This window comes from Paenibacillus montaniterrae, assembly GCF_018403185.1.
In the GTDB taxonomy this organism is placed as follows: Bacteria; Bacillota; Bacilli; order Paenibacillales; family Paenibacillaceae; genus Pristimantibacillus; species Pristimantibacillus montaniterrae.
Window position 1 is genome coordinate 668236 of sequence record NZ_BOSE01000002.1, and the last position, 22089, is coordinate 690324.

Sequence of the window (22089 nt, forward strand, 5' to 3'; positions counted from 1 at the left end):
CTATGGCGTTCGTCGCATGAATAAGATACTGCATACTATCAATATGAATAGGAGCGTGAGTATATGTCGTGCAATCAGATCCTAAATGTGAGAGGCTAGTCATTAAGGTACATGAATAAACTGCTTCGGGGGTATAAATGCTGTCTTAAGTTTCTCCCAGCTGTCAGGAAAGAAAGCTACCATTGCTGCAGCATGCAATGCATCAGACGTTCTGCCTCGGAATGAAAGCCGAGCTGCTCAAGCCTGTCCTGCAGCTGCCGAATTAGTCGCACATGATCAACGTAATAATGCTGGCAATCTCTCACGAACGCCAGCAGCGTTTCAATTTCAGCACTGTTAACAAAAGCGATGACCTCATCCCAGGCATCATTCCAGCTATAACAGGAAAGCTCCAGATTGCTCCACGGATGCGTTCGACGTTGAACTCCCGCTTCTCTTGGCTGCAGCGGCATAATCCCTAAACGATCCGCTGTAGTTAAAACGATGCTGGCGGCGCGCTTTTCGCGCAGCTGCTTCACATATTGATAGGGCGAATCGATCTGCTTAAGGTTAAATTGCTTGACTGCCCGCTCGCGAACAATTTCCTTTTGCTGCTTCCACTTGCTGTAATCAAAATATTCGGAATGCTCCGCATGCTCTCTTTCCTGCAAAAACTGTTCATAGGCTGCCTGTGATTCAAAATTATTGAATAAGAAATCTTCATGTCCCTGCAGGCTCAATGAAAAAAATTCAAACAAATTATTAGCGACAATACGTATGCAATTGCCGAAATCCATTGGCGAAACGCAGATAACAGGTGCTTGGCTTAAATCCTTAGTTTGTCCAAAGTCCGTAAGCAAGGAATAGTGCACACCGTCACATCCTGTTGATGCAAACATAATCGAATCACAGGGTGAGCAGTTATATGCGCCATTATCATTCGGTTTAAACTGTAAAAAATATCCGGTCGGCGTTTCCAAATAAGGAACCTCTTTTGCGATTTCCTTTTCCCAGCTTATTATACTGCTTAACAGCTCTGGCATCTCTGCATGACTTGACATAACGGCTCACCTCAAATGATTTAGTTACTTCTAGTATAAGGTAATATATCCACAGCAGTAATAGTCGGTGGTCGAGTGTCCTTTTGAATATTGCTTTGCAACGTGTAGGTTATTCGCAAGCCTGCCGTCAAGTTTTCCTTTGCTTGCTCTGGCACATTGCTTACATCAAGCCAGTATAGATTATCACTGTAATCTTCTCTAATGATTTCATCAGTTGTTTTTGTCAAAATTGTCTGCAAATCCTCCTCAGACATTTGGTTATCTGTACTGATCAGGTATGAGCTTTTATGGTTTTGGCTTTGCCCCAGCACGATGCCTTGCTCTTCCAGATCATTTGGCGGGGCGGGTGCTTCATTTGTGTTGCTGCAGCCTGCTGCAATACATATCGTGCAAAGCATGAGCAAAATTAGTCGCTTTATGAGATACACCTCCTCTTAAGCGCATATACAATCGGACGCGAAAAATCATAATATGGTTTCACACAAATGAAGTGTAATTAATCTCCACATAAAATTGAGGCTGAACTGTAAGCCTCTGTATAGGTTAAAGTGAAGATCTAAAGAATCTGGATAACGTTAAATGATCCGATTGGAGGCGATGGGCATTCTAACGAATATCCATAATCTTAAGTACGGAAAGCCACGTCAAATACGGGGAAAACCGCCTAATAAGACTCTGAGTATTCCTTAGAATGAGAAAGGCTTCATTGGTCACACATAACGTTACCCAGTTTCCTTAGCAACTAGCCATTCTTTTGCCTGCATTTCAGCCCTTACTTTTCAGACGGTTCCTATTTCTGAGGCTGCTTGCTGCCGAACAAGCGCCAGTCGTTATGGCCCTGCTCCAGCTTACTTGCGCTTGGCAACTGGAATCCAGATTTCACTTTTGTATTGTGGATTGCTCGTATCCGGACTTTCATTCCACAGCATTTCTGGTCCGCCCGTTAGCTCATAGCCTGAGCCAGGCAGCCATTCCGCGTATATTTGTGCCCACGTATCTTGAACCGTCTTCGGAAAAGGTCCAACAGTTGTAAATACAGCCCAGGTTGATGCTGCCACCGGCAGCACTTCCCAACGCGCATCAGGCTGCTGCGTCGTTGCAACGCCCAAATATTGGTCCAGCTCGCTTCCTTCAGCAACTCTCTCCGCAAAATTTGCTGACACTGAAAGCATCCCCTGCGGTTCAATATTGCTGAGCGCCTTTAGCTCGGCAATATCCTTCTGCGTCACGCTTTGCCCAAGAGAGGTGACCTGCGAATTCTCTCCTTCAAATAGCAGCGTGATCCGTTTCTTAATGCCGACAATCGAAAATGCCTGCTTGTCTTCAATACGGTATTGCATAGCTGTTCCTCCTTTAATCGTTAGCTGGAAGGTCATTGGCGGAATAGCTTTAAGCGCTGCGCCGCTGCGCCTTGCTTCACTTGGAGTCAAGCCGTGAAAGGCCTGGAAAGCGCGGGCAAATGAATCTGCTGAGTCGTAGCCGTATTTGACAGCCGCATCAATAATTTTAATGCTGCTGTCGCTCAGCTCCAGTCCTGCCAGCGTAAGCCTTCGCAGACGAATATACTCGCCCAGCGAATAGCCCGACAAAAAGGAAAATGCGCTTGAAATGATACTCGGAGCAGCAGGCAAGCCGTGCCGCCTGTTGCAAGTCGATCTCCTCTGTCAAGTTCTCCTCAATATAGCGCATAGCCAGGTTCAACTGCTTCAATCCATCCATTGGAATGACCTCCTTAACTGCATACTATCAGGAAACTGTGCAAGCAATCCGACAGTTATGTTGCTGTTTTTGCAGGGTAATGAAACTATGCTTTTTAGTCACATTGCCCGATTGCGATTGCGATATTGCTTGGGCGTTATACCCGCATGCTTCTTGAATACTTTAATAAAATGCGCCTGGTCATAGAAGGCAAGCCTTGCGCCAATGGCCGAAATCGTATCATTGGAATGATCGAGCAGCTTTTTTGCTTCTTCTACACGCTCGCGTTGAATGTAGTTTATTAAGGTAAGGCCCGTCTCTTTCTTAAATAGCTGTGATAGATAGTGCGGATTCAAGCCTGATACCGCTGCAAGCTGCTGCATGCTTATTTCTTCAAACAGATGTAAATAAATGAACTCCTTACTCAGCTGCACTGCCTTGGATACGCCGTTAGCGCGAATTTGACTAACGCGCTCTGTAAAATCGAGAATTGCTCCTACGACGGCAGCTTCAACCAGTGCCAAATCATTCAGCTCCTCGACATGCCTAATATGCAGATCGCATAGCTTGGCGGTCAGTTCTTCATCGACTCCGCCTTCGGTGGCAGCGCGGCTGCTTAAGGTGATCCCGCAAATTGCCAGATTTTTAACGCTGCGCAGCTGGCTTCGACTGGATTGGACACCGATTTCACTAACATTGCTTATAAACTGAATAAGCTGCTTCATCAGCTCGGCTTTATTCCCTTGGCGGATAAAGTCCAGCAATTGACTGCTCGTCGCTATGCCTTCCTGGAATATCGAGTATTCTCGCCAGTCAGCCAGCTCAAGCTCCAGCTGCTTTTTCTTTTTACTCATTTCGTACTGCAAATTCATTTGAATAACATCTGTAATATCGAGTGCCTCCTGATTGACCATCCAGTTTGCCGATACGCAAATATGCAGGCACTGCATTTGATCTACGCTTTGCAAATTGCGCAAATAGACGTTCCATTGCGCCTGCTCCTCGATCGTCATGCCTTGTTCATTAAACAGCTCGCTCAAGGAGTAGTCAGCTGCTCGTTTTCGGATCGTTGGACCAATTACGATTACTGCAAGGCATCGTCCATTGCGCTTGACTGGCACGACAGCAAACTGCTCCATATAGTTCGTCAGGTGAACAATAGGACCGTTTAGCTCCGTTTTATGCTCCACAACGGAGCGAAAAAGCTCTACCGGATCAGCAAGAAAAGGATGCTTTGCGATCCCTTTGCTCCAGTACAGCTCCTCCTGCAAGCTCTCTGTATATTGGCAAAACACAGGAAGCTGCAAGCTTTCATGAATCAGCTTGCATAAATAGCTCAGCTCAGGATAATCGCTCATTGCGATCATTAAGTCTCACCTCTTGATTCCGTACAATTTTTCTATATATCATACCATAATCACTAAAAAATTTATGCCATAATCCTTTGAAAGCGCTTTTAATTTCTTTTTATGGAGGTGTAGTTTATGGCAGCTAATGGTGAGGTTCAGCCAGCTTCCAATAGCAACAATGAATATCCACGACTTAAAGCAAGCGAAAAGCTGGCACTTGTAATCGGCAATACCCCGAATACGTTTCATTATCAAATGATTCAGATGTACCTGTTATTTTTCTATACGGATTATATGAAAATTAACCCTGCATTTGTTGCCAGCTTATTTTTGGTGGTGCGTGTTTTTGATGCTTTGTTTGCTCCCGTTTTCGGCGCCTTGGTTGACAAAATGAAAACGCCATGGGGCAAGTATACGCCATGGTTCGTCATCTTGGGTATTCCGTTTGCGATTAGTGGATGGCTAACCTTTACCGTACCAGACTTGAATGAGACTGGAAAACTGATCTATGCGGTCGTGACCTATTTTCTTTACAGCACATTTGCTTCCATTATTACAATTCCAGGCAATGCGGTCGTGCCTACGGTTACGAAAAGAATCGAGGACCGCATTACAATTGGACAGTTCAGCTTTCTCTTCATTATGCTAGGAGCCCTTGTTGTTCAAGTCGGGATCGTACCTCTATATAAAGCGCTTGGCGGAGGAAATGATGCAAAAGGCTTTTCTGTTTTAATGCTGGTAGCAGCTGTTGCCACGATTATGATCTCACTCTATCAATCTTACACCATCAAGGAAAAATATATAGTAGCCAAGCGCAAGGATGAAAAGTCGCCGTCCTTTACCCAGATGCTTTCCGCAACCTTTACGAACAAATATGCGATCATCTTATACATTTATATGTTTGCAAGCGCGATTTCCTCCGGGCTTCGTTCTGGTGTGCAAATTCATTTCTACAAATATTTCTTCCATAACGAAGCGTTAATGTCGATTATGGGGATTGTTGTTCTAATCCCGACCTTGATCGGCGTTGCATTCAGTCAACGGGTTATTCGACGCTTTGGCCTGAAAAATACCGTGCTCGCAGGCGTAATTGTTAACCTGGCATTATGTCCGGTTATGCTTTTCATTCCAGCCAACAATACAGGTCTGGCTATTCATATTGCAATATCCGTTATCGGCAGTTTATTTGGCGGCTTCGGCAGCTCCGCCCAAGGCGCGTTAATGCCGGCCGTCATTGATTATACCGAATGGAAAAGCGGGCTGAATCTAAATGCATTTATGAGCTCCTTCAATGGCTTTATCCAAACGTTCGCAACTGCTATCTCAGGAGCGATTGCAGCCGGTGCGCTAAATTTGATCGGTTATGTGCCGGACGTGGAGCAAAGCAGTACAACACTGTTCGGGTTTAGAGTTATCTTCGGGGTGCTGCCTGGTATTTTAGGCGCATTTGCTATATGCATCGCATGGTTTGATCTTACGGAGGAGAAGCAGCGCGCTATTTCCAATGAGTTGATCGAAAGAAGGAATGCTGCCAATGCCGAGCTAGACAGCAGCAATCAGGAAGAAAAGAACACAAGTGAGAAGAAATAATTAGGAGGATGATCAAGATGTCAAATCAACAATCGAATAAGCAGCAAGCTGTACAGCCTTTATATGCTCCATCGGAGGATGCGCAATTTCAGCAGCCGTACATCGACATTGATGAGTGGAGAGACTTTCCCGTACGCCACCGTTATATGCATGGCGGATTTGCTGATACTGCAACGAGATTCTCGTTCTATTTCCCGCCTAAGGAGACGTATACAGGCCGTTTTTTCCAGCCTGTTTATCCGGTGCAAGGCAGCGAACATGCTTCGCAAAGTCAAGTCGAGGGCGTTGACAACAAAATTGGTTTTGCGATTTCCAGCGGCGCCTATATGGTTGAAACGAATATGGGCGGTGCTTCCACTGATCCGACGCTTGTTTACCGGGCAAGCGCTGCTGTAGCGGAATATTCCCGTGTTAAGGCTGTGGAGCTGTATGGTCCGCATCGCCCGTACGGCTACATTTATGGCGGAAGCGGCGGCGGTTTCAAGACAATCAGCTTCATGGAAAATACGACAGGCGTATGGGATGGCGCGGTGCCTTTTGTTATCGGGACGCCGATGGCAATTCCAAATGTGTTTACAGCCCGTGTTCATGCGATGCGTATTCTTAAGAATAAGCTTCCGGCGATTATTGATGCCATCGAGCCCGGCGGCAGCGGCGATATGTATGCCGGCTTGAATGAGGAAGAAAGACAGGCGCTGGAGGAAGTAACGAAAATGGGATTCCCGCCAAAGGCATGGTTTGCTTATAAGGAAATTGGCGACGGCGCGCTAACGGTGCTGACGCCAGGCGTGATGCAGGCTGATCCTGGCTATTTCGAGGATTTCTGGACGGTTTCCGGCTATTTGGGCGCCGATCCGCAAAGCTCGGCTTCACTAGCGCGGCTTCAGCATAAAACGGTGATCGAGAAGGTGTTTTTGCCGCAGAAGCAAGAAGCTACTACTTCCGACGGCGCTATGAATATGGGCGTCGATGAAGCTTGGAAGATGTTAACGGAAAGTGAGGACGCCATCCCTTCCTTTCAATTGGAAAAGTCTCCGCCAGAAAATGCGTATTTGGAGGGCAGCTATATTCGCATTGTAAGCGGTGCTGCCGCAGGGCTGAAAATTCCTTTGGGCAGCATGAAAGGCAATGTGGCTACACTAGGCTCGGCATTTGGATTTTTTGCTTCGCTGCAAAGCTTGGCTGCGATTAAGCCAGGAGACGAGGTTGTGCTGGATAACTCGGATTACCTTGCACTGCAAACCTATCACAGACATCAGGTACCGAGTAAAGATTATTACGTTTGGGATCAATTTCGCGATGCAGCCGGTGAGCCGCTATATCCACAACGGCCGTTCCTGGTTGGCCCGATCATTGCGCGCGGCGGGGCTGGTTCGATCCAAAGCGGAAAATTTCAAGGAAAAATGATAGTCTTACAAACGCTAATGGATGAAAGTGCCTTCCCTTGGCAGGCGGACTGGTATCGCACAAAGGTAAAGGAGCATTGGGGAGACAAGCTTGATGAGCAATTTAGGCTGTGGTATGTCGATCACGCGCTGCATGCGGATACGAGCTCCAATGATCCGCTTGTTGAGCTGCATACAGTAAGCTACGTCCCTGCGCTGCATCAAGCCTTGCTTGATCTAAGCGCCTGGGTCGAAAAAGGGATAGACCCACCAACGAGCACCAGCTACAACGTGGTAGACGGCCAGGTTGTCGTTCCTTCCGCAGCTGCCGAACGCAAAGGCATTCAACCGGTTATTGAGTTGAAGGCAAACGGAGGAGATAAGGCTGAGGTCACCATTAATGAAACCGTGTTTTTCCAAGCAGAAATTGAAGCGCCGCCGCACACTGGCCAAATCGTAGCGGCACAGTGGGATTTTACAGGGGATGCAAGCTTCGCGATTGAAGGAAACATCGTTCATGTCAACGAGAATGGCTCGAAAGCGATTGTCGAAGCCAGCTACTCCTTTGCAAAGCCTGGCACTTACTTCCCTGTGCTGCGTGCCGCGTCAAGCCGCGCTGGCGACCGCTCCAACATCTATACTCAAGTGCTCAATCTGGCACGTGTGCGAGTTGTAGTAAAATAATTGAGCCTGCATTTGTTCAAGGACCTGTTGCATAACAGGTCCTTGCGTACGTTTGGCAGCTTTTAATCTGCAACTACTGTTAAATTTAACTGCATCCAAGTCATATTTGCCGCAAATGGCAGCATAGACAATAGTGTACTGCTGAAATATGTACGTTTGAAAAGAACGATCTATAAAGGAGGTTGAAGCATGACGCAACATGATCCGCGACTTCGACAAGATGAGGAGCAGCCAACCCTAGCCCATTCCCAAACTGTAGGAGCTAGAGGGCCTGTATTGGAGCAGGACAGCGTGCTGCATGAAACCCTGCAAACCTTTATCCACGACAAAATTCCCGAGCGTCCAGTGCATGTGAAGGGCTATGGCGCTTTCGGCTACTTCGAAACGCTGCATTCAATGGCTGCCTACACCAAGCTGCACTTCGTACAATCCCCTGGACAGCAGGTACCTGTAGCCGTTCGATTTTCACTGGCTGTCAGCAATCAGGGCACGCCTGATACGTCGCGCAATGTGCGCGGCTTCGCTACGAAGTTTTATACGGAGCAGGGCATTTTTGATCTTGTATGCAATCATATTCCCGTATTTCTTGTGCGCGATGCCATTCGCTTTCCTGAAGCGATTCGAGCATTTTTGCCTTCCCCTATCAACAACCTGCTTGATCCTGAGCGATTTTGGAGCTTTATCACCAGCGCGCCGGAGGCTACGCATTTCCTCGTTTGGCTTTACTCGGACTATGGCACCGTGAGAAGCTTGCGGCATATACAGGGCCACAGCGTTAATACATACATTTGGCGCAATGCTCAAGGCGCCCGCACCTATGTCAAATACCACTGGCTTCCGTTGGCGGGCGTGCAATATATTGACCGCCATGAAGCAGCAAGGCTAATGGGCGAAAATCCGGATATTGCAGGCAAGGACCTTTATGATACAATTGCCTCGGGACAGCCGGTAGAGTACGGACTGTATGTACAGCTTATGAATCCTCAGGATGAGCTTAATTTGCCTTTCGATCCATTGGATGATACGAAAACCTGGGATGAGCAGCAGTATCCCTTGCAGCCTGTGGGGCGTCTCGTACTGAATAAAAATCCGGCGAACTTTAAGGATCAGGTTGAAAAAATAGCCTTCTCTCCTTCTAATCTATTAGACGGCGTGGAGCTGTCCGACGATAAAATGCTGCAGGGGCGAGCCAATATTTATTGGGATTCTCAGCGCCACAGGCTCGGACCTGATTTTCGAAGCATTCCAGTTAATCAGCAGCAGCATTGGTCACCCGCCAACCTTGTAACGAGTGGCAGCGGCAGAATTGTCGAGGGCGAGCTGGTGCGTTCCAGCATTCCCAAGACCGACAATTTCACTCAAGCTGGGCAATATTATGCCAGCTTGCCCGCTATCGAAAAAACGCATCTGGCTGAAAATATTGCGATTGACTTGGCAGCCGCAGCACAGCAAACCCAAGCAATTGTGCTTGGATATTTAACTCAGGCTTCTGCAGAGCTTGGCACAAAGGTCGCACAGCATCTTGCAAAGCTGTCAGCTGGCTAACCGCAGCAATAATGATTTAAAAGGCAACGACAAGCGGAACACTGTAATGCTATAATAGATGCAATCTTTCGAATGAGGTGACATGGATGATATTCCTTACTGGACGAGATAGCTAGAGCTCGGGCTGGAAAAAAACGCGTACCAGCCAACAAGGGATTAGTCTGTGCATTAAGGCATGTCACGTTAAATTTGTTAGGCGAAAGGTTGAAATGTAATGAGTTCGATGGATTACAAGCAATTTTATGATCGAGTAGGGAAACATAATGGCTGGGACTTCAGCAGCGTGAAATGTAAAATCGAAGGAGAAGGACTGGAGCTTTATAATGAGGTAGCCAATATATGCAAGTCTGGCGATCTGCTGCTCGACATCGGTACTGGTGGCGGAGAAGCTGTGCTTTCTCTTGCAAAGTCGGTGCTGCTGCTCGTTGGCATTGATCAATCCAGCAGCATGATTGAAGCTGCGCTGCGTAATAGCAGGGCTGCAGGTGCAGCTAATACGCGCTTTCTACAAATGGACGCAGAACGCTTGAATTTCCCTGATGCTTTTTTCAATATTGTCTCCTGCCGACACTCGCCGTTTCATGCTGATGAAGCAGCAAGAATCCTCATTAAAGGCGGGGTGTTCCTTACGCAACAGGTTAATGAAAATGACAAGCTTAATTTGAAGCAAGCATTTGGCAGAGGACAGGCATTTGACGAGCAGCCTGGGACGTTGATGCAAAGGTATATTACTGAATTAAAGGCAGCGGGATTTTCCAAGGTTCAATCGATGCCCTTCAATGTCAACGAGTATTACGAAACTGCTGAGGATTTAATCTTTCTATTAAAGCATACACCAATCATCCCGAATTTCGGGCAAGATGAGCGGGATTTTCAAATCCTGCAGCAGTTTATCGCAGAAAATACAACTGATAAAGGCATTCAAACAAATGCAGCACGCTTTATACTAATTGCAAGCTAGCGAGTGCGTGCTTGACATATCGTAAGGTTAGTTTATGTGGGGAAGCATCTGGAGTTATAGATGCTTCCTCTTTTTTATGCCTCTCAGTAATAGACATATAGAAACAGGCTTGCTATTTAATACAATCGTATTATATAATACGATTGTATTAAATTATATTTCGGATTACATTTCGAGAGGAGAACATTTATGATTGTCGCCTTCATTATTGCGTGTGAAATTGGATTTTGGGTTTTAGTGCTGCTAGGGCTTGTGACGCGCTATGTGTTGAGACAAAAAAAGCTTGGCAGTCTTCTGCTTTTATTGACACCAGTCGTTGATTTAATTTTAATTATTTTAACTGTCATTGATTTGAGAAACGGAGCTGAGGCTAACTGGGCTCACGGTTTAGCGGCGATTTATATAGGTGTATCTTTAGCATTTGGCCACAAAATGATACGCTGGGCGGATCAACGCTTTGCGCATCGCTATGCTAACGGTCCTGCACCAACCAAGCCGCCAAAATATGGCGCAGAGCATGCAAGCCATGAACGGAAGGGCTGGTTTTCTCATTTGCTGGCGTGGGTTATTTCTGCCTTGGTGCTTTACGGAATGGTGCTTTTGGTAGATAATCCAGATAAAACCGCCAGCTTAATGCAATTGATTCGAATATGGGGAATTATTTTAGTGATTGACTTCATTTACAGCTTCAGCTTTACGTTATGGCCGCGGAAAAAAAGTCGCTAAAGCTAAAGGGGTGAGCCACGATGCCAAAGATTGTTGATTATGCAGCGCAAAAGCAAATGATTGGGGAAGCCGCCTGGCGCGTTATACAAAGAGAAGGAGTAGAAAATGCATCGGTCAGAAAAATCGCCAAAGAAGCTCGCATTTCGTCAGGCACGCTGCAGCATTATTTTAAAACTCAGCCGCAGCTGCTGGAGTTCACGATGAAGCTGGTGGTGGAGCGTGTCGAGCAGCGATTTGCTGTATTAAACGAACAGATTATTGAGATTACACTGTCCAGTGCAATCGACGTGCTGTTGAATTTTGTGCCGGTCAATGAGGAGCAGGAGCTGGAGGCCGAAGTATGGCTTGCTTTAACCGTTAAAGCGCTGCATGATCCAACGCTTCATGAAATAAGCAAGCAAACCTATCAGTCGATTTACGAAACATTGCTTGCTATGCTGCAGCAGTTAAGCAAGCTCGGGCTTATCAAGCAAGAGCTGGAGCTGAACATGGAAGCGCAAAAGCTGCATATGCTGCTCGATGCTCTGACGCTTCACCGCATGGTCAACCCAGAAACGATAACAGTGCAGGAAATGAGTTCGCTTCTAACGCAGCATATGGCAGGCTTGGCGAGCGATTAAACCAGTCAGCTAAGGAAACTGGATAACGCTATCTATGACAAATGGGGCCTTTCTCAATTCTAACGAATATGTATCATCTTATTCGCTGATTTTCAATAAGATGGAGGCAGTTCTCCACACTTAGCGTTATGGATATTCGTTAGATTTCCATAGACACCGTTTTGATCATTTAGCGTTATCCAGATTCTTTAAAACCTTCTCAGCAGCCCTTCAAGCGACTTGCCAGATCGCCCCGCTACAGCTTAGTACAAGCTGCTATCCCTACTTTATTGCAAGTTGATTTTGCCAGAGTTGTACCATAGCGCGTCATTCGCAGCTGCTTTATGAATATCTATTAAAATATTGTGCGCTGCGTTATAGTCAACACTTGGCGTCGACGATGTGCCGGAGTCCCATACGTAGTTGTTCTCCCATGCAATATTCGGCCATTGCAGCTCGCCAATGTTGTACCATATCAAGCCTGTGTTCTCACTGGTGTGCAGCTCGATCACCTTGTTGCTGCCTACAAAGGCTACGGTAGGGTCCTTGCCATCCTGCCCCTGCATATTTCCGCTCGTATGCCAGGCAACTTGCCCATTCGCATTCAGCGTTCCGGTTGTATAGCTTAGTTTGCTGTTGCTGCGGTATACGACGATGATTTTGCCGTCCTGCAGCGCAACATCCGGACGCTCGCCGCTTTGGTTATTGACCGTTCCTTTGCTGCTCCATTCGATCGTATAATTCGTTGCATTGATCCGCCCTGTCTGATAATGCAATGCTCCGCCATTCAAATAAACGAGCAAAATGTTGTCGCCGTCGATCGCGATATGAGGCCATGTGCCTTCCGTATGCTGACCATTGAACGAAATTCTTTCGTTCGTCATCCACGTAATCGTGGAGTTTGACTCCAGTCTGCCGATATTTGCCCATAAGCCTGAGCCTGTGCCATCTGTTTTATTCACTTGCACGACTACATATTGGCCGTTTATGTTGGCGACGTCGCTGTTCGGCTGCACGCCGTTTTTGTTGCTGCCGCCCGGATTAATTCGCTCATTTGTCGTCCATTGGATGTAGCCGTTATCTTGAATGCTGCCCACAGAGTACCACAAATTATGGTTGAACGGACCTTCGGCTTTATGCACCTCTACTATTCTTTTATCATCTGTAATCGAAACGGAAGCGTCGACGCCATTTTGCGAACCGCCCTGCTTCTCCACACGATGATTGTAATCGCGCAGCGGCACGACAAAGCGATCATAAATGTCCGTCATTGCAAAATAAGAATCCGTAGATACAAAATGTTGCGTGCCCAGCTTGTGGTTCACATAAGCAAATTGCGTCCATCGCTGCGCTGCTTCTCCGTCTCCATTCGGAAACTTATAGTGCCAAGCGCCTTCATTGCCGTTCAAGCTGTAAAAACGAAGCGTGTAGCCTTTTTGCGTGGCCAGCGTAATCATGTCCTGCAAGCGCTGCTCTTCCTCCTGAGACCAGTTCCCCGGCATCAACAGATCAAAGCCGCTTTCGATATGCTTCCAATGCACTGCATAAAAACGGTGGTAAATATCAGCTTCCTGCGGAAAATAGTCGGCTACATTGCCGTACCGGCTATCAGTAATGCTATATACTTCATCCTTGAAGGCAAGCAGCTTGCCTGTAGAGCCGGAAACATAATTAAAGTAAGCCGTCTTCATCTCTTCAGCTCCAGAAAGGACTACTGTAATCGCGCCTTCGTTAAAGCTGTCGGAGTCCCCTATGTAGCCGTAGCTCATCTGCTGGCCGTAATGCTCAAAAAGCGCCTGCAAGGAGCTGGACACTGCCGCATAGTTGGGACTGTTTGCCGTTTTCATATCAAGGTTGATGATGATGCTTTTTCCGTCGCCGTGAACGCTGCCGTCATTGCTGTCAATCTGAGCGGCCACATCCTCAAAATATTTATAGAGATCTCTCGTATTCGGCCAAGCAGCTGCATCATGCTTCACATACAGCCTTACCTTGCCCTGCAAATAGTCCGGGTATTGCGAGCCTGAATAGGTCGTATGATTCGTATCGACCATAATATCAAGCTCTACATTGTAAAACTTCAAGCTCAGCGCATCACGAAATTTTTGGTCTGGATCACTTTCATTGTACGTATCATGAAAAGCTTTGTATTGATTCGCATTCGTCAATCCAACGCTTGCTGTTGCAGTAGTCGGGCTGAAGGACAACAGCACAACCGCACTTAATAGTACCGACAACCACTTTACTGTCCATGAATACTGCTTGCTCACCATCACCACTCCTCATATTAAAGGCTGTTATTTACGCTCTCTGCGAACCCAAAAATTAAACACATCGTTTCTCAAATAGTCAAACGAATACAGCACTTCCTTGTTCTGCTCATCATAATGAAGCTGCTTCATTAAAATAACCGGGGTCTCTTCTTCTTTATCAATTTGCAATCGTGCGACATACTTGTCCTTTTTTAGCGGAACGAGCAGCTCAGTATCAGCTCTTGCGATATGAAGCTTGCATTTGTTTTCGAGGAACCCGAACAGCGAACCGGAAAAATCAACGCGCTCAAATGCGTCTCCCACCAATTCCTTAGGCATAATATTGATGGAATAAGCGACTGCTTCTCCATCTGCATAACGGATTCGTTCCAGCTTCACAACGGGTGAGCCCTCGGCAATATTGAGCGCTGCAGCCCATTCCTTCGTGCACATCACCTCCCCGATCATTTCTTTATTTTCCTCTTCATTGAGTCCAGCCAGCTTAATCATCGTGCCAATGCTTTGCAAAAACTCGAGACGACTCGGAATCATCGGAAGCGGCTTAATGACAAATGTGCCTACGCCATGCTTGACCAGCAGCTTGCCTTCCTGCTCCAGCAGCTTGATTGCTGCCCGCAGTGTTTCGCGGCTAACATTAAAGTATTTGGCCAGCTCATATTCGGAAGGCAGCTTTTGCCCTACCTTCCACAGTCTGTTGTCGATCATCTTTTCAATTTCCAGCTTAATATTCTGATAAGTAATCAATCGCTTGACCCCAATTCCTCTATATTTCCTGCGACTCGAGCAAGCTACGCTGCAGCGTCTCCAGCATTTGTCCGTTGCAGCAAATCGTAAGCGAATGCTGCCCCACCTGCGTCTGCAGCAGCCTGCCGCCCGCTTCTTCGGCAATTAATGCGCCCGCGCAAATGTCCCAGTCATTGAGATCGAACTCCCAATACCCGTCAAAATACGAGGCGGCTACAAAGCATAAATCAAGCGCGGCGCTGCCAGTGCGGCGAATGCCTGAAACCTTGCTGATCATATGGCTGAAATATACGAGATTAATATGCTCCCTGCTGCCTGCGCCGGGAAAGCCTGTAGCCAGCAAGCTAATCCTCAGCTCGCTCGTCTGCGATACAGTTATCCGCTTGCCGTTCAAATATGCGCCTTTGCCTTTAGTCGCATAAAACTTCATGGCGAGCCACGGCGAATAGACCATCCCTGCTTGCGTGACCCCTTTAACCTGCAATGCGATCGAGATCGAGCTCATCGGAAAGCCGTGAATAAAGTTGGTCGTGCCGTCGATCGGATCAATCACCCATAAATAATCGCTCTGGCGATCGAGCATGCCTCGTTCCTCAGTTAAAATGCTGTGCTCAGGATAGGTTTCATGGATACACTTGATCAATATTTCCTCGGATTTCAAATCAACATCGGTAACGAAGTCCGTATCATACGCTTTCGTCTGCACCTGCAGCTGCTGATGCTGGAGCGCTTCCCGCTGGTACGCTGCTGTCAGCTCCACCCATTTCTCAATTTCATTCATTACGTCGTTTAGATTTAAGCCTTCACTATTTCTCATTCAACCAGTTCCAATCTCCATTCATTTACATCGATTCGGATTATGCTGTGGGTGGTCGTTGCAGCCTCCGTATAATAAACCTCCGCTTGCGAATGCGCACGGACCATATCTTCGAACTGCTGCTGCGGAAGCTGATAGGTGCCTTCATCATCTGCGCTTACGATAACGATTTGCGGCGACAGCTGCCCCAGCCATTGCTGCGAAATATGGCGGGCATCGCCATGATGCGGCGCTTGCACGACATGAACCTGACCGATCTCGCTCATGTACGGCTGCCAAAAATCCAGTCCGACGTCCGAAGTGAGCAGCACCGCCGACTTGCCTGCGCTGCGAATCAGCAGCGCTAAAGCGGTCTCGTTAAGCAAGCGGTCGATATCGTTTAGTCGTTCCTGCTGCTGATCGAGCCTTTCTATATCGAGCTTGTTCAGCTCATCCTCCAGCATTTGCAGCCTTTCGCTGTTCGGCATTAGCAGCTTGAAGGATATGCCCTGCTCGTAGAAGCAATGCGGCTCCTTTACCAGCTTTATAGGAATTGCCAGCCGCTTGGCTTGGTTCAGCAGCTCCTTGTAAAGCGTCAACGAGGCCAGCAGCGGCGTCGAATCATTATCCAGACCGCTCTGCAAAATATGCGCTGGCAGCATCACGTGCAGCCATATTTGTCCGATAGTCACCTTGCCGATAACCGCCAGCAAGCCGCCAATATGATCTCTATGAAAATGGGTAATGATAAGCACATCAATCCGTTCAATGGCTTGCTCCTTCATATATTGCTCAAGACTGCATCTGCGCGGATTGGTCAGCGGGTCAACATCGCCGCCGTCAACAACAAGGCAAAAGCTGCGCTCAGCATCGACCATCCGAACTACTGTCGCTTCGCCAAAGCCTACATTCAAAAAATCAACGACGCATTTCATGCTCGTTTCCTCCAAGTGAACGTTTAATATAAATGACCGAGAATACGAGCACGAGCGCCACCATAATGATCGAGGCTGCTGCTCCGTATCCGATTTGCAAATTGTATACGCCATGCCTGTAAATATATTGGGTAATCGTCGTTGTAGAATTGGCAGGCCCGCCGCCAGTCAAAATGTTGACCTTGTCAAACAGCCTGAAGGTGTCGATCGTGCGCAGTAAAATGACTAATAGCAGCGTCGGCATAATATTCGGCAATGTAATATGCGTAAATATGCGCAGCTTGCCTGCTCCGTCAACTTTGGCCGCTTCATATTGCGAGCGGGGAACCGCCTGCAGCCCTGCATAAAGCAGCAAAAATGCAAACGGCGTCCACTGCCAAATATCGATAAACAAAATGGCGTTAAAGGCAATATGAATATCCATCAAAAAGTTGAACGGACCTGCGCCGAACCAGGCGAGCATATGATTAATAATGCCGTTATGATTGCTGAGCATCATCTGCCAAATTAGCGCCACCGTAACCGGCGGCAGAAGCGACGGAATAAGCAGAGACACCCGTAAAAATTTCGCGCCTTTTTTAAGGCTGTCAATCAATACAGCAATTGCTAGCCCGAGGGCTGTTTCAAGCGAAACAGCCAGCAGCATAAATTTGACCGTATTCCAGACAGCCTGGCGGAACACCTCGTCCTGCACCACTTTGACATAGTTGTCCAGACCAATAAATTTTTTGCCGTCACTAGCCAAGTAATAATAATCGGTAAAGCTGTTCGAAATCGTATAAACAACAGGAAAAACGGTTAGGCCGATCAGCAGCAAAATGACAGGAGTCAGCATTGCCCATTGAAATCGCCGTTTACTTTGCAAGCTCAGTCCACTCCTTCATATTTTGCATATCGCTTATTGCATAATTTGATTAATTGCTTCATTCGCATCAGCCAGCGCAGCCTCGATTGATTTGGTTCCGGCAATCGCTGCCGACAATTCTACGCCAAGCGCTTCCTCTACACGCGACCATTTAGCTGTTCTTGGTCTGGCAACAGAGTTTTGCAGCGCTTCTAGCTGAACCGGGAAATGCTTGTATTTAGCAGCAAGCTCGCTGTCCAAATAAACGCTTTTTCTCGTTGGCACTCCGCCGTGCTCCACCATCTTTTTCTGAGTTTCGCTGCTTGTAATGAAGGAGAGGAAGTCAGCAGCAAGCTCTTGATTTTGCGAATTCGCTGTTACGCCCATCATCCAGTTGCCGATCATCCCTGTAGAAGCCGCTTGTCCATCAGCAGTAGCCTTGGACGGAATCGGTGCGTATTCTGCGCTTGCCGTTTCGCCAGTAATAAACCAAGACGGCCAGCCTAAAGCCATAGCTGCGCGGCCTTCAGATACTGAGCTAACGATGTCCGTTGTTTCGTAGTTCGCTCCGACTGCAAGCAGCTTGCTATACGTATCCAACGCTTGGCGTCCAGCCTCGGAATCTACTTGAGCGCTCCAATTCTCGTCAAATACTTGTCCGCCATATGCCCAGAAAATAGGCAGGAAGTCGGACACGATCGGGTTCCCCTGCTGGCCGCGGATCACATAGCCCGTTAAACCGCCTTCGGCATGAACCTTATTGGCGATTTCAAGCACTTCCTCCCAGCTTTGCGGCACCTCTTCGCTGTAGCTGTCCAGCAGCTGCTTGTTATAGAAAAATAGCTGCACATTGCCGGAGAAAGGCAGTGCGTACAAATCGCCTGTACCGTATGGATGCTTGCCCAGCGCCAGCGACGACTCCTCGAAATCAGCGTCCGCCTCTACGCCCAGCTCAGATAGATTAGCGAAAATGCCCGCTTCACTGAATTCCGGCATCCACGGATCATCAGCCATAATCAAATCATAGGCGCCATTTTTATTTTTAGCGTCAAGCGATATTTTTTGCTTCAAATCGGCAGCTTCCAGTCCGATAATTTCAATTTTGGCATGATGCGCTTGCTCAAACTCTGCTTTCACTGCTTCCATCGCTGCAACATGAGAGCCGCCTCTCGCTGCAACGACAAGCTTGCCTTCACTTTTACTCTGATTGTTTGCGCTGCTATTGGACTCACTGTTCGTTTGATTAGTGGACTGACCATTGGATTGAGCACCAGACTGAGTGTTTGATTGGCAGCCTGTAAAAATCGACGCTGCTAGTGTAAGACTTAGCATAATTACAATTCTTTTTCTCATGTTTTCTCCATCCTCCTAAATGTTTAACCTATTCTTTTACTGCTCCAGCCGTTAACCCGTTCATAAGATGCTTCTGCATAAAGATGGCGGTTAACAGCACCGGGATCATTGATATAAAGCCGCCGCTTGCGACCTTGCCCCATTCGGTCAGCTCCTGCTCGCTGTTGAGCGTAGCCAGCTTTAATGGAATCGTAAATTGTCCGGGACTTTGAATAAAGATGACGCTGTACAAATATTCATTCCATGAAGCCATAAAGGAAAGGATTGTTATTGCGGCAATGCCTGGCAGCACTAGCGGCAATACAACCTTGCTATAAATCGCAAATTCGGAAGCGCCATCGATTCTCGCGCTTTCCTCAATTTCCTCCGGCACACTGTAGAAGAACGCCATCATAAACCAGATTACTAAAGGCAAATTGACTAAAATATGCGCCAATATAATAGGGATTTTCGTGTTCAGCAGCCCTGCGTCGTTCATTAATATGTATAATGGCAGCGCAAACGTAATCGGCGGCAGCACGCGAACAAGCAAAATCCAGATCAGCAACGTTTTCTTAAAGCCTACTCTAAAGGTTCTGCGTCCCAGCACATACGCACAGGACAAGCCGAACACCAGTACAATCAATAGCGATGCGACTGTAACGGTAAAGCTGTTGATGAGCGGCAGTATATAATTTTCTTTCGTAAAAATGCTTATGACATGCTCCAGCGTAATCGCACGCGGCAGGATCGACACCTCGGAAAATACGTCTCGCTGCGTCGCAATAACAAGCATCCAATACACTGGGAACAATGCCCAGATCACTACTGCAATTAAGCCCACGTATTTAGGGGTCGCTTTCAACCTGTTCAAATTGTTCTCCTTCCCTCACATTTGTCTAGACGTCTATACGACTACTATAATTTTGTTGTGTAATCTGTGTGTTATCCTCATATTAAGCATTGGTTAAGACGAGCTTTGGCAGGAAATGCAAAAAAGGTGTTGTGCCAGAGGTCATTGGGGAATGACTTCTGGCACAACACCTTTGAGATTTGCTGGAAGCTTTACAAATAATCCAGCGTATTAAATATGAGCAAGAGGCCGACTATGCACATGATCCATGAGAGTGCTGAGCCCGACAAGCTTGCTGCCTTTTCCCGCAGCTTGTTGAGCGTCTGCTGCATGCTGCGTCCAAATAGTATATGAAGCATGTATAGTGCAATGGGCGGCAATACCATTATAAAGTTGTAGCCAAGCAGCAGCGGCAGCCATTGAAGCACGTTCAGCTCGGAGCTAACCATTAAGCCAATCGCCGCAAAATACGGAAAAGCTGAGCCTGCTTCAACGATGGAGGTTGTAAGACCAAGCGCAGCCATTGCGCCGAGGCTGCGTGCTTTAACCTGCGGCAGCTCTCTTTTTTTCTTCGTTGGCACAAAGAAGCTGGCAATAAACAGAATGGCGCCGACGCTAAACAGCACCCAGCTTATTACACGATTTTCAAAAATAGAAGCAGCTGCTCCAGCAACTGCATCAAGCCCGAGCATCATGCATACGCCGAGTGTAAAGTATACGCCAGCTACTACGGCTACATAGACAAATAATCGGGAGGCAAGCTGCCGCCTTTCACTTAGTAGCAAATAAATCGTGACGCCAATCGTCGCTGGACTGAGCGTATCGAGCAGGGCCAGCCCCCCGATTGTCGCAATTAGCTGAATGCTCATGGCGCAGCTTCTCCCTTCCGCTGAACTGCAGTCGTATTGGCGTCATAAAAAGCGAATGCTTCATCCAGAAATGCGATTACGTTCTGCTCAATCGGATAGAAGCCAAGTTGCTCGGATGAAGCTGGCGATTTGCGCAGCTCCCACAGCTTGTCCAGAAACTCTGGCTCATCGCCGAATTGTTCGTCCATCTTTTCGCACATCCGTCTAATGATGCTTTGAACTTTGGGCGAAGAAGTACCTTCAACCATAACCTGCTTTACTTGCGCCAGCAACGCAATCCACTCCATCGAATGCGGATCTGCCGCGTTCATATGCGGCAGCCGCTGCCATAGATCAAGCTCCTTGTCATTGAGCAGCGCTGATTTAAAAGCGATCTGCTTAGCCTTATCCTGTCCTGAAAGCCTGATCAGCTTTTGCAAAGCTACAACATTTTCTGCTCCATCCACCGCCACACCGCTAATCAACTCCCGCAGCGATAGCTCCATGCTCCTCAGTCTTTCCTGCTCCTTCTGAACGTAGGCGAGCTGACTTTTTAACGACGATGCCCAGTTCCAGTCTTGCTTTTGCAGCATTTGCTTAATGTCATCGAGTCGAAATCCCATCTCCTTCAGAAACAGGATCTGCTGCAGCTTTTTTAAGTCTTCCTCTGTATATAAACGGTGGCCTCCTTCCGTTTTAGCCATTGTTGGCAGCAGGCCAATTTGATCGTAATACCGTAGTGTTCGCACTGAAATGCCGATTTGCTTTGCCACCTGCTGAATAGGGATCAGCATATTGCCTTCACTCCCTCCGTATTGTTCATTATTACTCATGGTCTCGCTTCATGTTCATTTTGATTAGATAGCCGATGCCAAGTCCAATTAAAACGCCAGGAATCGCACTTCCCAAATACAAGCCTATGCCTGCGCCGATAATGACACAAGCATAGATCGCTACATCTCCCTTATTCATAACCAACTCTCCTTTCCTGTCAGTGAATCGCAAGCTTAACCCCTTCGGATCACTCAACCGTCTTCATCGTCCTCATTATACAAAATGACGCAGCGTCACTTTCAAGCTTGAAAATTGGCCCTTGAAAGTGACGCTGCGTAACCGAGTATGCTTTCATAAGGGAGGTGCTTTCTATGAAGCTTATAAGCTATCGGCAAGCGAGCAGTCTTGCTCTGCTATTGCTGCTCGCTGCTTTACTAGTTCTGAGCGGCTGTGCCAGCAGTGCTGAGTCGGCTGATGAGGTTCGACATGCCACACTTGAAAATGTTGATACGGTGGAAATTGATCACGGCAGTACCCCGCTTCAGTTGGAGGTAGCGGAGATTGATTCGCTCCAGGCAAGCTTGCTGCTGCCTCGCGGTAAAGGTGGGATTATTGTCGAAGAAGGACAAAGCTCGCTAAATATCCGTTTAAAGGACAGTGTCACGCAAATCCTCAATCTTGGAAAAAAGCCACAGCTTCATGTTGTTGTCCCGTCTCATTTTAAAGGGAAGGTCGTTGTGAAGGGCTCATCGGGTAATGTGAAAGGAAAACAGCTGCAATCCCATCAACTCGATATTCGTGGAAAAAGTGGAAATGTGGTGCTTGAATATGCCGAGCTTAACAATGATTTGACCGTCTCTCTCCATAGCGGCAATGTAAGCGTGCAAGTAGAAGAAGAGAAGCTTGACGCAAATTGGCTGCTGCAAACGAAAAGCGGAAGACGATCTATCGGCTTTCCTCTTGATAAGCAAGAGGAGAAAAAAGGACGCACAGCAGGAATAACAGGCGCTGGCTCGGTTAAGGTCGAGCTTGAAACAAAATCAGGAAACATTACGGTTAACTCAAAGCGTTAAAGAAGTTGATGGCAGACGTGACTGCTATTGCTGTTCGTTT

20 protein-coding genes and 1 pseudogene are annotated in these 22089 nt (G+C 47.3%); 7 read left to right on the forward strand and 14 right to left on the reverse strand.

Going from position 1 to position 22089, the window contains the following annotated elements:
- Nucleotides 1–176 precede the first annotated feature (176 nt).
- The 4 genes and pseudogenes from KJS52_RS08630 to KJS52_RS08645 form a co-directional block, all read right to left on the reverse strand.
- Nucleotides 177–1040 carry a hypothetical protein gene (locus KJS52_RS08630; protein WP_213514326.1) on the reverse strand — a complete coding sequence of 288 codons (864 nt, stop codon included), beginning with the start codon at nucleotides 1038–1040 and terminating at the stop codon, nucleotides 177–179.
- Nucleotides 1041–1060: 20 nt separating this feature from the next.
- Nucleotides 1061–1438: a hypothetical protein gene (locus KJS52_RS08635; protein WP_213514327.1), complete on the reverse strand. Its 378-nt coding sequence runs from the start codon at nucleotides 1436–1438 to the stop codon at nucleotides 1061–1063.
- A 450-nt stretch (nucleotides 1439–1888) separates the two neighbouring features.
- Nucleotides 1889–2759, reverse strand: a pseudogene (locus KJS52_RS08640) (AraC family transcriptional regulator).
- A 98-nt stretch (nucleotides 2760–2857) separates the two neighbouring features.
- Nucleotides 2858–4105, reverse strand: coding sequence for a helix-turn-helix domain-containing protein (locus KJS52_RS08645; protein ID WP_213514328.1), 1248 nt, complete (start codon nucleotides 4103–4105; stop codon nucleotides 2858–2860).
- A 117-nt stretch (nucleotides 4106–4222) separates the two neighbouring features.
- Between KJS52_RS08645 and KJS52_RS08650 the strand changes: the two genes are divergently transcribed.
- From KJS52_RS08650 to KJS52_RS08675, 6 genes are all read left to right on the forward strand, one after another.
- Nucleotides 4223–5677 carry an MFS transporter gene (locus tag KJS52_RS08650; protein WP_213514329.1) on the forward strand — a complete coding sequence of 485 codons (1455 nt, stop codon included), beginning with the start codon at nucleotides 4223–4225 and terminating at the stop codon, nucleotides 5675–5677.
- Between the two features lie 17 nt (nucleotides 5678–5694).
- Nucleotides 5695–7746: a hypothetical protein gene (locus KJS52_RS08655; protein WP_213514330.1), complete on the forward strand. Its 2052-nt coding sequence runs from the start codon at nucleotides 5695–5697 to the stop codon at nucleotides 7744–7746.
- A gap of 189 nt (nucleotides 7747–7935) precedes the next feature.
- A complete protein-coding gene (locus tag KJS52_RS08660; RefSeq protein ID WP_213514331.1) occupies nucleotides 7936–9291 on the forward strand; it encodes a catalase in 1356 nt (451 codons plus the stop codon).
- A 214-nt stretch (nucleotides 9292–9505) separates the two neighbouring features.
- A complete protein-coding gene (locus KJS52_RS08665) occupies nucleotides 9506–10252 on the forward strand; it encodes a class I SAM-dependent methyltransferase (RefSeq protein WP_213514332.1) in 747 nt (248 codons plus the stop codon).
- Between the two features lie 189 nt (nucleotides 10253–10441).
- Nucleotides 10442–10978 carry a hypothetical protein gene (locus KJS52_RS08670; RefSeq protein WP_213514333.1) on the forward strand — a complete coding sequence of 179 codons (537 nt, stop codon included), beginning with the start codon at nucleotides 10442–10444 and terminating at the stop codon, nucleotides 10976–10978.
- Nucleotides 10979–10998: 20 nt separating this feature from the next.
- Nucleotides 10999–11598 carry a TetR/AcrR family transcriptional regulator gene (locus KJS52_RS08675; protein WP_213514334.1) on the forward strand — a complete coding sequence of 200 codons (600 nt, stop codon included), beginning with the start codon at nucleotides 10999–11001 and terminating at the stop codon, nucleotides 11596–11598.
- Nucleotides 11599–11864: 266 nt separating this feature from the next.
- On the opposite strand, the gene KJS52_RS08680 is transcribed toward KJS52_RS08675, so the two are convergent.
- The 10 genes from KJS52_RS08680 to KJS52_RS08725 all read right to left on the reverse strand — a co-directional run bounded on the left by KJS52_RS08680 (nucleotide 11865) and on the right by KJS52_RS08725 (nucleotide 21174).
- Nucleotides 11865–13847 carry a PI-PLC domain-containing protein gene (locus KJS52_RS08680; RefSeq protein ID WP_213514335.1) on the reverse strand — a complete coding sequence of 661 codons (1983 nt, stop codon included), beginning with the start codon at nucleotides 13845–13847 and terminating at the stop codon, nucleotides 11865–11867.
- Nucleotides 13848–13874: 27 nt separating this feature from the next.
- Entirely contained in the window at nucleotides 13875–14594 is a 720-nt protein-coding gene (locus tag KJS52_RS08685; RefSeq protein ID WP_213514336.1) for a GntR family transcriptional regulator, read from the reverse strand.
- Between the two features lie 19 nt (nucleotides 14595–14613).
- Nucleotides 14614–15411 carry an inositol monophosphatase family protein gene (locus KJS52_RS08690; protein WP_213514337.1) on the reverse strand — a complete coding sequence of 266 codons (798 nt, stop codon included), beginning with the start codon at nucleotides 15409–15411 and terminating at the stop codon, nucleotides 14614–14616.
- Nucleotides 15408–16325 carry a ComEC/Rec2 family competence protein gene (locus KJS52_RS08695; RefSeq protein ID WP_213514338.1) on the reverse strand — a complete coding sequence of 306 codons (918 nt, stop codon included), beginning with the start codon at nucleotides 16323–16325 and terminating at the stop codon, nucleotides 15408–15410. Before KJS52_RS08695 ends, KJS52_RS08690 begins: the two co-directional genes overlap by 4 nt.
- Entirely contained in the window at nucleotides 16309–17190 is an 882-nt protein-coding gene (locus KJS52_RS08700; RefSeq protein WP_213514339.1) for a carbohydrate ABC transporter permease, read from the reverse strand. Before KJS52_RS08700 ends, KJS52_RS08695 begins: the two co-directional genes overlap by 17 nt.
- Nucleotides 17191–17223: 33 nt before the next feature.
- On the reverse strand, nucleotides 17224–18522 hold the full coding sequence (locus KJS52_RS08705) for an extracellular solute-binding protein (RefSeq protein ID WP_213514340.1): 1299 nt from the start codon (nucleotides 18520–18522) through the stop codon (nucleotides 17224–17226).
- A gap of 28 nt (nucleotides 18523–18550) precedes the next feature.
- The gene (locus KJS52_RS08710) at nucleotides 18551–19375 is read right to left on the reverse strand and encodes a carbohydrate ABC transporter permease (protein WP_213514341.1); all 825 of its coding nucleotides are present in this window, start codon (nucleotides 19373–19375) and stop codon (nucleotides 18551–18553) included.
- Nucleotides 19376–19566: 191 nt separating this feature from the next.
- Nucleotides 19567–20223 carry a GAP family protein gene (locus KJS52_RS08715; protein WP_213514342.1) on the reverse strand — a complete coding sequence of 219 codons (657 nt, stop codon included), beginning with the start codon at nucleotides 20221–20223 and terminating at the stop codon, nucleotides 19567–19569.
- Nucleotides 20220–20993, reverse strand: a complete 774-nt coding sequence (locus KJS52_RS08720) for a MerR family transcriptional regulator (RefSeq protein ID WP_213514467.1) — start codon at nucleotides 20991–20993, stop codon at nucleotides 20220–20222. The genes KJS52_RS08715 and KJS52_RS08720 overlap by 4 nt, the downstream gene beginning before the upstream one ends.
- Before the next feature lie 34 nt (nucleotides 20994–21027).
- Nucleotides 21028–21174 carry a hypothetical protein gene (locus KJS52_RS08725; protein WP_213514343.1) on the reverse strand — a complete coding sequence of 49 codons (147 nt, stop codon included), beginning with the start codon at nucleotides 21172–21174 and terminating at the stop codon, nucleotides 21028–21030.
- A 173-nt stretch (nucleotides 21175–21347) separates the two neighbouring features.
- Between KJS52_RS08725 and KJS52_RS08730 the strand changes: the two genes are divergently transcribed.
- Nucleotides 21348–22049 carry a DUF4097 family beta strand repeat-containing protein gene (locus tag KJS52_RS08730; RefSeq protein WP_213514344.1) on the forward strand — a complete coding sequence of 234 codons (702 nt, stop codon included), beginning with the start codon at nucleotides 21348–21350 and terminating at the stop codon, nucleotides 22047–22049.
- The last annotated feature ends 40 nt before the right edge of the window (nucleotides 22050–22089 follow it).

Excerpts from the sequence above, each read along its gene's own strand:
- KJS52_RS08650 (WP_213514329.1), top strand. The coding sequence starts at position 4,223 with ATGGCAGCTAATGGTGAGGTTCAGCCAGCTTCCAATAGCAACAATGAA.
- KJS52_RS08695 (WP_213514338.1), bottom strand. The coding sequence starts at position 16,325 with ATGAAATGCGTCGTTGATTTTTTGAATGTAGGCTTTGGCGAAGCGACA.
- KJS52_RS08670 (WP_213514333.1), top strand. The coding sequence starts at position 10,442 with ATGATTGTCGCCTTCATTATTGCGTGTGAAATTGGATTTTGGGTTTTA.
- KJS52_RS08690 (WP_213514337.1), bottom strand. The coding sequence starts at position 15,411 with ATGAGAAATAGTGAAGGCTTAAATCTAAACGACGTAATGAATGAAATT.
- KJS52_RS08715 (WP_213514342.1), bottom strand. The coding sequence starts at position 20,223 with ATGAGCATTCAGCTAATTGCGACAATCGGGGGGCTGGCCCTGCTCGAT.
- KJS52_RS08730 (WP_213514344.1), top strand. The coding sequence starts at position 21,348 with ATGAAGCTTATAAGCTATCGGCAAGCGAGCAGTCTTGCTCTGCTATTG.
- KJS52_RS08665 (WP_213514332.1), top strand. The coding sequence starts at position 9,506 with ATGAGTTCGATGGATTACAAGCAATTTTATGATCGAGTAGGGAAACAT.
- KJS52_RS08675 (WP_213514334.1), top strand. The coding sequence starts at position 10,999 with ATGCCAAAGATTGTTGATTATGCAGCGCAAAAGCAAATGATTGGGGAA.
- KJS52_RS08630 (WP_213514326.1), bottom strand. The coding sequence starts at position 1,040 with ATGTCAAGTCATGCAGAGATGCCAGAGCTGTTAAGCAGTATAATAAGC.
- KJS52_RS08635 (WP_213514327.1), bottom strand. The coding sequence starts at position 1,438 with ATGCTTTGCACGATATGTATTGCAGCAGGCTGCAGCAACACAAATGAA.
- KJS52_RS08660 (WP_213514331.1), top strand. The coding sequence starts at position 7,936 with ATGACGCAACATGATCCGCGACTTCGACAAGATGAGGAGCAGCCAACC.
- KJS52_RS08645 (WP_213514328.1), bottom strand. The coding sequence starts at position 4,105 with ATGATCGCAATGAGCGATTATCCTGAGCTGAGCTATTTATGCAAGCTG.
- KJS52_RS08725 (WP_213514343.1), bottom strand. The coding sequence starts at position 21,174 with ATGAATAAGGGAGATGTAGCGATCTATGCTTGTGTCATTATCGGCGCA.
- KJS52_RS08655 (WP_213514330.1), top strand. The coding sequence starts at position 5,695 with ATGTCAAATCAACAATCGAATAAGCAGCAAGCTGTACAGCCTTTATAT.
- KJS52_RS08705 (WP_213514340.1), bottom strand. The coding sequence starts at position 18,522 with ATGAGAAAAAGAATTGTAATTATGCTAAGTCTTACACTAGCAGCGTCG.